Annotated in this window: 10 protein-coding genes; all 10 read left to right on the top strand. The window is 73.7% G+C overall.

Translation table 11 applies throughout. The annotated features are described in order from the left end of the window. The first annotated feature begins 331 nt into the window (after window positions 1-331). The 10 genes from BUE43_RS27460 (at window position 332) to BUE43_RS27415 (ending at window position 12,086) form a co-directional block, all read left to right on the top strand. A complete protein-coding gene (locus tag BUE43_RS27460) occupies window positions 332-1,150 on the top strand; it encodes a methyltransferase domain-containing protein (RefSeq protein WP_073488824.1) in 819 nt (272 codons plus the stop codon). Window positions 1,151-1,257: 107 nt separating this feature from the next. Continuing rightward, entirely contained in the window at window positions 1,258-2,106 is an 849-nt protein-coding gene (locus tag BUE43_RS27455; RefSeq protein ID WP_083960230.1) for an SIR2 family NAD-dependent protein deacylase, read from the top strand. Between the two features lie 611 nt (window positions 2,107-2,717). Then, window positions 2,718-4,706 (top strand): hypothetical protein, encoded by a 1,989-nt coding sequence (locus BUE43_RS27450; protein ID WP_073488822.1) that lies wholly within the window; start codon window positions 2,718-2,720, stop codon window positions 4,704-4,706. A 13-nt stretch (window positions 4,707-4,719) separates the two neighbouring features. Next, window positions 4,720-6,153 (top strand): GT4 family glycosyltransferase PelF, encoded by a 1,434-nt coding sequence (gene pelF, locus BUE43_RS27445; protein WP_073488820.1) that lies wholly within the window; start codon window positions 4,720-4,722, stop codon window positions 6,151-6,153. Next, window positions 6,150-7,604 (top strand): hypothetical protein, encoded by a 1,455-nt coding sequence (locus BUE43_RS27440; protein ID WP_073488817.1) that lies wholly within the window; start codon window positions 6,150-6,152, stop codon window positions 7,602-7,604. The genes pelF and BUE43_RS27440 overlap by 4 nt, the downstream gene beginning before the upstream one ends. Window positions 7,605-7,629: 25 nt before the next feature. After that, window positions 7,630-8,712 carry a GDP-mannose 4,6-dehydratase gene (locus BUE43_RS27435; protein WP_083960228.1) on the top strand — a complete coding sequence of 361 codons (1,083 nt, stop codon included), beginning with the start codon at window positions 7,630-7,632 and terminating at the stop codon, window positions 8,710-8,712. Window positions 8,713-8,729: 17 nt separating this feature from the next. Then, on the top strand, window positions 8,730-9,446 hold the full coding sequence (locus tag BUE43_RS27430) for a sugar phosphate nucleotidyltransferase (RefSeq protein ID WP_073488815.1): 717 nt from the start codon (window positions 8,730-8,732) through the stop codon (window positions 9,444-9,446). Beyond that, the gene (locus BUE43_RS27425; RefSeq protein WP_200797682.1) at window positions 9,443-10,339 is read left to right on the top strand and encodes an NAD-dependent epimerase/dehydratase family protein; all 897 of its coding nucleotides are present in this window, start codon (window positions 9,443-9,445) and stop codon (window positions 10,337-10,339) included. Before BUE43_RS27430 ends, BUE43_RS27425 begins: the two co-directional genes overlap by 4 nt. Then, window positions 10,327-10,995: a spherulation-specific family 4 protein gene (locus BUE43_RS27420; protein ID WP_159447796.1), complete on the top strand. Its 669-nt coding sequence runs from the start codon at window positions 10,327-10,329 to the stop codon at window positions 10,993-10,995. The genes BUE43_RS27425 and BUE43_RS27420 overlap by 13 nt, the downstream gene beginning before the upstream one ends. A 152-nt stretch (window positions 10,996-11,147) precedes the next feature. Further along, window positions 11,148-12,086 carry an endo alpha-1,4 polygalactosaminidase gene (locus BUE43_RS27415; protein ID WP_073488813.1) on the top strand — a complete coding sequence of 313 codons (939 nt, stop codon included), beginning with the start codon at window positions 11,148-11,150 and terminating at the stop codon, window positions 12,084-12,086. The last annotated feature ends 78 nt before the right edge of the window (window positions 12,087-12,164 follow it).

Below are 12,164 nucleotides of genomic sequence, written 5' to 3'. Positions count from 1 at the left end.
GCAAGGTTTCGGGAACTTGCTGTCGGGGCGAGTCTCGCGCACGCCGTCCGGGTCCGCTCCGGTCGCCCTGTCGCCCCAAACAGTACGCTTGTCCTGTATTGGGGTTCAAGCCGGGGCACCCCCCTTCCCCGCCCGGTCCGCGCCGTGGTGCCGCTCGCGCCCCGCTCCCACCCGCGCCGATCGCCCGGAGATCGCCTGGAGGTCGCCCGACGTTCGCCAGGAGATCGCCCGGCGTTCGGCCAGTGATCGTCCGGCGGTCGTCCGGCGATCGACTGCGGGCGGTTCTACGCTGCGGGTGTCGCCCCTCCCATCCCGGCACCGGGAGTGACCGATGACGGAGCGGTACGTCCTTCCCGGCGGCGCGGTCGCCAAGCGCCGGCTCGACATCATCGCGGGCTTCCTGCGCCCGGCGACGCTGGCGCTGCTGCGCCGGGTCGGCGTCGCCCCCGGCCACCGGTGCCTGGACCTGGGCTGCGGGGGCGGGCACGTCACCGCCGACCTCGCGCGCATGGTCGCCCCGTCCGGCTCGGCGCTCGGGCTCGACGCCGACGCCGAGGTGCTGGAGCTGGCGCGCGCCGACGCCGTCGCCGGCGGGGTGCGGGGCGCCAGCTTCGAGGTCGGCGACGCGCGGGAGCTGGACATGACCGGGTTCGACCTGGTCTACGCGCGGTGCCTGCTCGGGCACCTGCCCGACCCGGCCGACGTGGTGCGCCGGATGGTCCGGGCCGCGGTGCCCGGCGGCGTCGTGGTGGTCGAGGACATCGACCACGACGGCGTCCTCACCTATCCGCCCTCGGCCGCGTACACCACCTACAGTCGGGTCTACCAGGACCTCGTCCGCCGGCGGGGCGCCGACCCGACGATCGGCTTCGCCCTGCCGGGGTTGCTGCGGGACGCCGGGCTGGCCGAGATCGGCCTGAACGTCACGCACCCGGCGTTCCTCGCGGGCGCGCCCAAGCGCGTGCACTGCTCGACCCTGGTGGCGATCATGCCGCTGGTGGTGGGCGAGGGCCTGCTCGACGAGGCCGCGGCCGAGGCGTTGCTCGCCGAGATGACCGCCGTCGCCGAGGACCCGGGAACGGTCGTGACCGGCCCCCGCGTGGTGCAGTCGTGGGGCCGCCGGCCGGTCGACGGCGCTACCGACCAGTAGCGCACCGGCGTGCCGGAAGCCGAGGTGTGCTCACGTACCGTGAGGGTGGGGCGTGACGCCGGCGCGGGGCACGCGGCGGCGGGTCGGGCCGCGAGCGGGGGGAGAGCATGGTCGCCCAGGGACACCAGGACGGGGGCGAGGGCGGGACGGCCGCGTGGGCGCGGGCGTGCGAGCTCTTCGCCTCGGCCCGGCGGATCACCGTCCTCACCGGCGCCGGCGTCTCCACCGACTCGGGCATCCCCGACTTCCGCGGACCGCAGGGGTTGTGGACGACCAACCCCGAGGCACAGCGGCTGTTCACGTTGCAGTCCTACGTCGGGGACCGCGAGGTCCGGCGGCTCGCGTGGCGGCACCGTGCGGAGCACCCGGCGTGGCACGCCCGGCCCAACACCGCGCACCGGGCGCTGGTCGACCTGGAGCGCGCCGGCCGCCTGCGGGCGCTGCTCACCCAGAACATCGACGAGCTGCACCAGCGGGCGGGGTCCAGCCCGGAGCTGGTGGTGGAGCTGCACGGGTCGCTGTTCGGCACGGTGTGCCTGACGTGCGGGGCGCGGGGCGACATGGCCGAGGCGCTGCGGCGGGTGGCCGCCGGCGAGGACGACCCGCACTGCGAGGGGTGCTACGGCATCCTCAAGTCGACCACCGTCTCCTTCGGGCAGCCGCTGGACCCCGAGGTGCTGCGCCGCGCCCAGGAGGCCGCGCTGGACTGCGAGCTGCTGCTCGCCGCCGGCACGTCGCTGACCGTGCAGCCGGCCGCCGGCCTGGTGGGGCTGGCGGCGAAGGCCGGCGCGGCCGTGGTGATCTGCAACGCCGAGCCGACCCCCTACGACGGGTTCGCGGCCGCGGTCCTGCGCGCCCCGGTCGCCGAGGCGTTGCCCGAACTGGTCGCCGTGCCCGTCACCGGCGCGTCGGCGGCCGGGGTGGTCACCTGGGGCGACCCCTCCACCTGGGAGTGACCGGAACCGGACGCGTTCCCCGAGGGCGGCCCGCCGCGAAAACGTTTTCCGGTAATTGGCCGCCGCGGCCGCTCGCGCTCGTGAGTCTTTCTCTGGTTTTCTTTTCGGTATGCCAACCGCCGGTCGGCCGGAAAAGAGGGTGACAAACGGCGTACGTCGCGGTGATCCGACAACGCGTTTTCTCGGCTACTCGTCAGTAGTTACCGACTTTCGTCCTATCGCTTGTCTGGACAAGTGAGAAGTATTGTTGCCGTGACAACGCCTGATCGGGCTCGTTGCGCTGATCGGCGCATTTGTCCCACTGCTTGCGGGCGCAGTCGTCGGGTCGGTTGATGCTCCGTTCGAGTGAAAATCGCTTTGAGTTCGTCAACGGTCGCGAAGCTGGTAATGTCGCGCCGGCTCCCCTCCGATAGTCGGGTCGGCGCTGTCGATTGCCGGAACCGCGCTCCGCGCGTCGTCGCCGTCCCCTGCCGGCTGATTGGAGAACGCGTCAAATGTCGTTTGCCGCCTGGATACGTTCTGTTTCCCGCACGACGGGTTCCCGTGACTCGGCCCGTCGGCGGCGACCCGCCGTCCGGCCGACCCGGTCCGTCCGACTCGCGCTGTGCGCCGTGCTGGCGCTCGTCGGCACGCTGCTCGCCGCGCCACCGGCCGCGGCCGCCGAGCCCCGGATCGACCTGCGGGTCCTGCTCGTCACCGACGGCAGCCACTCGGTCGAGGCGATCCGCCACTTCCTGCAGCTCGAAGGCGTGCCCACCACCGTCGTGGACCTGGCGGGCGGCACCCGCCAGAAGATCACCCCCGACTTCCTCGCCGACCAGGTGGACGGCGTGGACCGGGCGAAGTTCCAGGCCGTGGTGCTGCCCAGCGCCTCGACGCCGGGACTGGCCGCCGCCGAGCACACCGCGCTCGCCGACTACGAGCGCCGGTTCCGGATCCGGGAGCTGGACGCCTTCTCGTGGCCGGGCGCCGACGTGGGCCTGAACACGCCCCGGTACGCCGGCGGCCTGGACGGGATCACCAGCACCGTCAGCACCGCCGGGCCGTTCCGCTACCTGCGGGGACCGGTCCGGTTCGAGGACAACTCCCCCACGGTCACCGAGTCCTACGGGTACCTGGCGGAGCCGCTGCCCGACGACCCGGCGGTGGGGCGCCGGTTCGAGACCGTGCTCACCGCGCCCGTCCCCGGCGGCGCCGGTGAGCGGGGCGTGCTGGCCGGCGTGCTGCACGAGAACGGGCGCGAGCGGCTCGTGCTCACCTTCGCCAGCAACCCGCACCAGCAGCAGTCGCAGGTCCTCTCGCACGGCCTGATTACCTGGCTGACCAGGGGAGTGCACCTCGGCTACCAGCGCAACTACTTCTCGGTCCACATCGACGACGTGTTCCTGCCGGACGCGCGGTGGAGCGTCGAGCACAACTGCACCCCCGGCGACGGCTGCCCGCCCGGCGTGCCGAAGACCCCCGACATCCGGATGAACCCGCTGGACGTCACGCACCTGCTCGACTGGCAGCGCCGCAACGACTTCCCGATGGACATGTACTACAACGGCGAGGGCAGCGACGAGGCCGTCGACCGCGACGGCGTCGACCCGCTGACCACCTCGTTCGTCACCCTGCGGTCGTCGTTCCGCTGGGCCAACCACACCTACACGCACGCCTTCCTCGGCTGCGTCCAGGACTACACGGTGGTCCCGTGGCGGTGCGCGACCGACCCGGCGACCGGCCAGGTGCTCTACGCCAGCCAGGAGCAGATCGCCGAGGAGATCAGCAGGAACCTCCAGTGGGCGCGGGACCGCGGTCTGGCGATCCGCGAGGACGAGCTGGTGACCGGTGAGCACTCCGGCATGCGGCTGGTGCCCCAGCAGCCGATCGACAACCCGAACCTCGCGCCCGCGCTCACGCAGACCGGCATCCGCTGGATCGGCTCGGACAACTCCCGCGACCCCGTCCAGCGGCGGATCGGCTCGGCCCTGACCGTGCCCCGGTACCCGTTGAACACCTTCTACAACGTGGCCAAGGTGGTCGAGGAGGTCGACGAGTACAACTGGATCTACACGTCGCGGGCCGACGGCGGCAGCGGCATCTGCGAGGACAACCCGCAGACCACCACCTGCATCCGCCCGTTGGACCTGACCACCGGCTACCGGGAGAAGATCGTTCCCGAGGGCGTCGCCATGACCATGCGGCACGTGCTCGGCAACGACCCCCGGCCGCACTACGCGCACCAGTCCAACCTGGCCGAGGACCGCATCCTGTACCCGATGGTGGAGGGCGTGCTCCAGGGCTACCGCGCCATCTACGCCGCCAACGCGCCCATCGTGAACCCCCGTCTCTCCGAGGCCGGGCTGCAGCTCCAGCGGCAGGCGGCATGGCGCCAGGCCGTCGAGCGGGGCGACGTCGTCGCCTACCAGCGCGGAGGCGTCGTCACCGTGCAGGGGCCGGCCGGGGTCGAGGTGCCGCTCACCGTGCCCGAGGGCGCCAGGGTCGGCACGGCGACCGGCCCGGCCTACGGCGAGGGCTACGCCGGCGAGCGGTCCACCTACGCGCGGCTGACCGCCGCCCCGCTGACCGTCGTCACACCCGCGACGGCCACCGGCTGAGCCCGCCGCGGTCATGGAGATCGGACTGATCACCGAGGGCACCTACCCGCACAGCTTCGGTGGTGTCAGCGTGTGGTGCGACCAGCTCGTGCGGGGGCTGCCGCGGCACGACTTCCACGTCGTCGCGCTCGTCGGCTCCGGCGGCGAGCCGACGGTGTGGGAGCTGCCGGACAACGTGTCGGCGGTGTCGACGGTCCCCCTGTGGGGGCCGACCGCGCCGCGGCGGCCGGGCCGCGCGGCCCGGCACCGGTTCCAGCCCCTGTTCGAGGTGTTGGTGGATTCCCTGCTCGACCCGGAGGAGCACGCCCAGCCGTTGTTCGCCCGGTCCTTACAGGCGTTGGCGGAGTTCGCGCGGGAGCACGACCTCGTCGCCGCCATGACCGACGAGCCCGCCGTGCGCGCCCTCACCCGCCGGTGGAACCGGGTCCCCCGGTACGCCATGACCCAACCGACGGTGGCCGACGCCGTCACGGCGCTCGGGCTGCTGGCCAACTCCCTGCGCCCGTTGACGGTCCCGCCGCCGAGGGTGGACGTGACGCACTGCGTCGCCAACGGCCTCGCGGCCCTGGTCGGCCTGGCCGCGCGGTGGGCGCACGGCACGCCGCTGCTGCTCACCGAGCACGGCATCTACCTGAGGGAGCGCTACCTGGGCCTGCGGACCGCGCCGTACCGCTGGCCGGTCAAGGCGCTCCTGCTCGCCTTCACCCGCCGGCTGTGCGCGCTGGCGTGCGCCTCGGCGGACCTGATCGCGCCGGGGAACCAGTACAACCAACGCTGGGAGGAACGGTTGGGCGCCAACGCCGCCAGCATCCGCACCGTCTACAACGGGGTGGACCCGGCCGCCTTCCCCCCGGCAGGGGCCGAACCCGCGACGCCGACGCTGAGCTGGGCCGGCCGGATCGACCCGATCAAGGACCTGGAGACCCTCATCCGGGCGTTCGCCCTGGTGCGCGAGGAGATCGCGGACGCCCGGCTGCGGATCTTCGGCGGCACGCCCAGGGGCGGGGAGGCCTACCACGCGCGGTGCCGGGAACTGGCCGCCGAGCTCGGGGTGGCGGAGGCGGTGGCCTTCGAGGGCCGGGTCGAGGAGATCCGGGACGCCTACGCCGCGGGGAACGTGGTCGTGCTCTCCAGCATCTCCGAGGGTTTCCCGTACACGCTCATCGAGGCGATGACGTGCGGTCGCGCGACCGTGGCCACCGACGTGGGCGGGGTGACCGAGGCCGTGGGGGACACCGGACTCGTGGTGCCCCCGCGTGACCCGGAGGCCATGGCGGCGGCCTGCCTGCGGCTGCTGCGCGACCCCGAGCTGCGGAGCCGGCTCGGCGCGGCCGCCCGGATCAGGGCCTTGGAGGAGTTCACCGTGGACAAGGCGGTCGGCACGTTCGACGACCTGTACCACGGGTTGGCCGCCAGGGCCGAGGGGCGGGCGGTGGTGATCGCGTGAGCGCGGGCACCGTCCCCGAGCTGGCGCCGCCGGTGCTCGGGGCGCCGAGTCCTGCCCACCCGCCGGCCGACCTCGACGACCCGGTGCTCCGGCTCGCGACCGAGATGCGGTCGGTGTGCCTGAACGCGGTCGACGTGCTGGAGATCGCGGCCGCGCTGGAGGCGCAGGGCGTCAACGACCGGGCGGCCCGGCACCGGTACGGCCTGCCCGACGTGTTCGCGCTGGCCGAGCTGCTGCACCGGCTCGTGCCGCCGCGGCCGGTCGAGCCCGCCGAGGAGCCGTGCCCGTGGCGCCCGCGCCCGGTCACCCACGTGCTGCGCGGCGCGTTGTTCGGCCTGCCGGGGGTGTGCACGGCGGCGCTCGCCCCGGCCGGCGCCGGTGTCGCGCAGGTCGTCGTGCTGGTCGTGGCGCTGCTGGTGTCCTGGCCGCTCGGGCAGGGGCTGGCCTACGTGGGGTGGTCGCGGCTCGGGCGGTCCGACCGCGGGGGCGCGCTTCGCCTGCTGCGCAGGGGGTTCCTGCTCGCCTCGGCGCTGACGGTGGCCGCCGTCGCCGGGTTCGCCCTCGCGCTCGGCGCCGGCCCCACCCAGGCGGCGCTGGCCGGCGGGCAGGGCGTCTACCTGCTCGGGGCCACGGTGTTGCTGGTGCTGGGTGCGGAGTGGTGGCTGCTGGCCGCGCTCGCGCCCGCCCTGCTGGCCTGCGGCGCCCACCTGGCGCTGGGCCAACCCGGCGGGCTGGTCTCGCCCGTGCGCCTGGTCGTCCTCGCGTGCCTGGTCGCGGTGGTCGTCCTGGCGCTCGTGCGGACGCGGGGCGCTCCGGCGCCGACCCAGGGGCGGCTGCGGTGGGCCGAGCTCGGCGCGGCGCTGCCGCACGCCCTGTTCGGGCTGGTGGCCGCCGGCGTGCTCCTCGTGGTCGCCGTCGGCGTGCCGACGACCACCACGCACCCCGTGGTCTGGAGCGCGGTCCCGCTGTCGCTGAGCATGGGCGCGGCGGAGTGGAACCTGACCTGGTTCCGGCGGCGGACCTTCCTGTTGCTGCGCCGGACGTCCCACACGCGGCGGTTCGCCCGTCGCGCGCGGCTGGCGCTGCTGGTCGCGTGCGTCCGGTACCTCGTGGTCGCGGCGGCGCTCACGGCCGCGGGCACCGCGCTGTCCACGTCGTCACTGTCCACAGGGGAGGGTCCGGCCGCCGAGCTGGTGCTCTCCGGGGCGGCGTCGGTGGTCGTGGGCGGGGCGTTGTTCCTCGCGTTGTCGTTGCAGGCGTTCGGAATCAACACGGTCGCGCTCGCGACCAGCGTCGTGGCGCTCGCCGTCGACGTGGTGTTCGTCTTCGGGCCGGCGTCCCCTGCGTGGCCCGATCCCGTCCTGGCCCAGGTCGGCGTGGTCGGCGCGTGGTTCGCCGTCCTGCTCGGCTACGCCGGGACGGTCCTGGGGCGGGCCTCGCTCCATGGCTGAGGGGGGAACTGGAGGAGAGTGGCTGATGACCAACCAAACGCCGACCAACCGAGCGGTGTCCGACCAGGCGGTGTCTGACCAGGCGGTGTCCGACCAGGTGGTGTCCCACCAGGCGCGGGGGACCGTCGCGGTGACCGGGGCCGAGGGCTTCATCGGCTCCCACCTGGTGGAGCTGCTGGTGCGCTCCGGGTACCGCGTCCGCGCGATGGCGCTGTACAACTCGTTCGGCTCGTGGGGGTGGCTGGAGACGCTGTCCCCGGACGTGCTGGCCGGGGTCGAGGTGGTGCTCGGCGACGTGCGTGACCCGGCCAGCGTGCGGGAGCTGATCGCCGACGCCGAGGTGGTGTACCACCTGGCGGCGCTCATCGCGATCCCGTACTCGTACCGGGCCCCCCGGTCCTACGTGGACACCAACGTCGTGGGCACGCTGAACGTGCTGGAGGCCGTGCGCGAGCTCGGAACGCCCCGGCTGGTGCACACCTCGACCAGCGAGACCTACGGCACGGCCCGCACGGTGCCGATCAGCGAGGAGCACCCGATCCAGGCGCAGTCGCCGTACGCGGCCTCGAAGGTGGGCGCGGACAAGCTGGTGGAGTCCTACCACCTCAGCTTCGGCCTGCCGGCGGTGATCCTGCGCCCCTTCAACACCTTCGGCCCCCGGCAGTCGGCGCGCGCGGTCATCCCCACCACCATCAGCCAGATCGCGGCCGGCGCCGACGAGCTGCGGCTGGGCTCGCTGCGGCCCACGCGGGACTTCCTGTACGTGGCCGACACCGCCGAGGCGTTCCTGGCGGTGGGCACCGCGCCCGCCGACGCGGTGGTGGGCGAGCACCTCAACGCCGGCACCGGCGAGGAGGTCTCGATCGGCCAACTCGTCGAGGACATCGCGCGGCTGATGGGGCGCGAGGTCCAGGTGGTGGAGGACCCGGCGCGGGTGCGGCCCAAGGACTCCGAGGTCATGCGGCTGCTGTGCGACGCGCGGAAGCTGCGCGAGCGCACGGGGTGGCGGCCGAGGCACACCAGGGACGAGGGGCTGCTGCGGACCATCGAGTGGTTCCGCGACCCGGCGAACCTCCAGCGGTACAAGCCCGAGTTCTACAACCAGTAGTGACAGGAGAGGACACCATGCACGCAGTCATCCTGGCCGGCGGCAAGGGAACTCGGCTCCGGCCCTACACCACCTGCCTGCCCAAGCCCCTGGTCCCGATCGGCGACCAGCACTCCATCCTGGACATCGTGCTGTGCCAGCTCGCGGCCTCCGGCTTCGCCAGCGCGACGTTGGCGATCGGGCACCTCGGGCACCTCATCCGCTCCTACGTCGGGGACGGCAGCCGGTGGGGCATCGCCGTCGACTACGCGGAGGAGGAGTCCCCGCTGGGCACGATCGGCCCGCTGCTGGGGATGCTCGACCGCCTCCCGCCGCACTTCCTGGTCATGAACGGCGACGTCCTCACGAACCTGGACTACGCCGTGCTGCTGCGGCGGCACGTCGCCGAGGACGCGCCGCTGACCGTGGCCACCTACCAGAGACAAGTGAAGATCGACTTCGGTGTTCTGTCCACAAAGGACGGACAGATCGTGGAGTTCGCCGAGAAGCCGACCCTGGACTACCGGGTCAGCATGGGCGTGTACGGCGTGAGCGGCGAGACGCTGCGCCGCTACACGCCGGGCCTGCCGCTGGGCTTCGACGAGCTCGTGCTCGACCTGCTCGCCGGGGACGAGCCGCCCCGGGAGTACGCGTTCGACGGCTACTGGCTCGACATCGGCCGGCCCGACGACTACGACCGGGCCAACGCCGAGTTCGACCTGTTGCGCCCGACGCTGCTGGGGGCGCGGGCGTGACGCGCTACCTCCTGCTCGGGGCGTCCGGGTTCCTGGGCCGGCACGTCGGGGACCGGCTCGCCGCGGAGGCCGGGGCGGAGGTGGTCACCGCCGGGCGCGCCGCGCCCGGCGGTGACCGTCCCCACCTGCGGGTCGACCTGGCGGCGGTCGACGCCGACCGGCTCGCCGGGGCGCTGGCCGAGGTCGCGCCGGACGTCGTGGTCAACGCGACGGGCGCGGTGGGCGGGGCGCCGGCCGCGCTGGCGGCGCTCAACGTCACCGCGGTCAGCACGCTCGCCGCCGCCCTGTCGCGCGTCGACCGGCCGGCGCGGTTGGTGCACCTCGGCTCGGCCGGCGAGTACGGGCTGGTCGAGCGGGGGCGGCCGGTGACCGAGACGACCCCGCCCCACCCGGTCGGCGGCTACGGCCTCAGCAAGCTCGCCGGGACCGAGGTCCTGAGACTGGCCAGGGAGACCGGCCTGGACGTGGTCGTGCTCCGCGTGTTCAACCCGATCGGTCCCGGCGTCCCTGCCTCCAGCCTGCTGGGCCGGCTGGTCGAACAGGCGCGCGCCGCCGAGATCCGGCTGGGGCCGCTCGGCGATTACCGCGACTTCGTCGACGCCAGGGACGTCGCCGACGCCGTGGTCGCGGCGGCCACCGCCCCGCGGCCGCCGTGGCTGCTCAACATCGCCAGCGGTCGGGCGCGGACCGCGCGGGAGCTGGTCACCCGGTTCCTGGAGATCGTCGGGTCGACGGCTCCGGTGCTGGAGGCCGAACCCGGCTCGGACCGCTCCGCCCAGGTGCCGTGGCAGCAGGCCGACATCTCGCTCGCGGCGCGGACCCTCGGCTGGCGGCCGCGTCGGGACCTCGACACCACGTTGGCCGACGTCTGGGCGGCGGTGTGCGTCCGCTGACCAGCGCGGTCGTGCCGGCCTACTTCCACCCGGCGGTGGCGCCCGACGACTGGCGGCGGCTGGCCGCCGGGGGAGCGCGGGCGCGCCTGGTGGTGCTGAACCTCGCCGCCGGACCGGGCCCCGGTCCGGACGGCGAGTTCCGCGCCGTCGTGGACCCCCTGGTGTCGGCGGGTGTTCCGGTCGCCGGCTACCTGGACACCGCCTACGGCGAGCGCGCGCCGGAGGAGGTCCGCCAGGACGCCCTGCGGTACCGGCGGTGGTACGGCGTCGACCGGGTGTTCCTGGACCGGGTGCGGTCCGACCGGGCCGCCCTGCCGCACTACCACCGGACCGTCGCCCTGCTCCGCGACGACGGCGTGGGCGAGGTCGCGCTCAACCCGGGCGTCTACCCCGACCCGGGCTACGCCGAGCTCGCCGACCTCGTCGTGACGTTCGAGGGGCCGTGGCGCTCCTACCGCCGGCTCGTGGTCCCGGCGTGGGCGCACTGCCTCCCGGCGCACCGCTTCTGCCACCTCGTCTACGCCACGCCGAGGATCGCGCAGCGGTGGGTGCGCCGGGCGGCGGGCCGGCGGCACGTCGGCGCGCTGACCACGACCGAGCTCGACGGGGCGAACCCGTGGCGGCGGCTTCCGGCGTCCTGGCGCGGGCGGTCGTGAAGCGGTGATCTCCTTGTGCGGCCGAGAAATTCGTGGGAACGCCTGCCGCGCGGCGGGAGACGGGTGTTCGATGGGATCTCGGACGTGGGTGCTCCGTCGGGAGACCGCGCGGGGTTCCCCGGAAACCGGGCGCTGACCATCTGGAGGCAGCCGTGCGGAAAACCCCCGCCGGTCTGGTGTTGTTGGTTCTCGTGTTGACGTCGTGCTCCGGCGGGCCGAGTGGGCGGCAGGATCCCGCCACACGCGTCCCCTCCTCCCCGCCGGCGATCAGCGCGACCCCGACGGGCACCCCGGCGGCGACTCCGACAGCGGCACCGACGACGGCGGCGTCGCGAACGACTCCCCAGCCGACGTCCCAGGCGGCGGCAGGCAGCACCGCGCCCGCGCAGCGCAAGTGGTGGGTTCCCGCCCCGGGAACCGCCTGGCAGTGGCAACTGCACGGCGAGATCGACCTCAACGTCGACGTGCCCGTCTACGACGTCGACGGCGTCGAGACGAGCGCGGACACCGTGCGGGCGCTGAAGGACCGGGGACGCAGAGTCATCTGCTACGTCAACGCGGGCGCGCACGAGGACTTCCGGCCCGACAAGCACCACTTCCCGGAGCAGGTGCTCGGCGGCGGCAACGACTGGAAGGGCGAGCGGTGGCTGGACATCCGCCGGCTCGACGTCCTCGTCCCGCTGATGGCCCGCCGGTTCGACGAGTGCCGGGACAAGGGCTTCGACGCCGTGGAGGCCGACCTCGTCGACGGCTACCAGCACGACACCGGGTTCCCGCTCACCGCCGACCACCAGCTCGCCTACAACCGGGTGCTGGCCCGGCTCGCGCACGAGCGCGGCCTGGCCATCGGGCTGAAGAACGACCTGGACCAGGTGCCCCAGCTCGTCGACGAGTTCGACTTCGCCGTGAACGAGTCGTGCGCCGAGTTCAACGAGTGCGAGAAGCTCACCCCGTTCGTCCGCGCGGGCAAGGCGGTGTTCCACACGGAGTACAAGCTGGGGAACGAGCAGTTCTGCCCGCGCACCAGGGCGCTCGGTTTCAGCTCGATGCGCAAGCAGAAGGACCTGAACGCGCAGCGCTGGCCCTGCTGACCACTCCGCCGCTGGCCACGCCGCTGTTGACCGGCTGGTCGAGCGGCTGTTGATCAGCGCTGGTCCCTGTGGCCCGCG

Origin of the sequence: Streptoalloteichus hindustanus (genome assembly GCF_900129375.1) — a bacterium.
GTDB classification, from domain to species: Bacteria; Actinomycetota; Actinomycetes; order Mycobacteriales; family Pseudonocardiaceae; genus Streptoalloteichus; species Streptoalloteichus hindustanus.
The sequence above is the reverse complement of the archived record's forward strand: the minus strand, read 5'-3'. Positions and strand labels throughout refer to the sequence as shown.

What these genes read in the sequence shown, in the direction of transcription:
- BUE43_RS27460 (WP_073488824.1), top strand. Translation starts at nt 332, where the DNA reads ATGACGGAGCGGTACGTCCTTCCCGGCGGCGCGGTCGCCAAGCGCCGG.
- BUE43_RS27455 (WP_083960230.1), top strand. Translation starts at nt 1,258, where the DNA reads ATGGTCGCCCAGGGACACCAGGACGGGGGCGAGGGCGGGACGGCCGCG.
- pelF (WP_073488820.1), top strand. Translation starts at nt 4,720, where the DNA reads ATGGAGATCGGACTGATCACCGAGGGCACCTACCCGCACAGCTTCGGT.
- BUE43_RS27435 (WP_083960228.1), top strand. Translation starts at nt 7,630, where the DNA reads ATGACCAACCAAACGCCGACCAACCGAGCGGTGTCCGACCAGGCGGTG.
- BUE43_RS27430 (WP_073488815.1), top strand. Translation starts at nt 8,730, where the DNA reads ATGCACGCAGTCATCCTGGCCGGCGGCAAGGGAACTCGGCTCCGGCCC.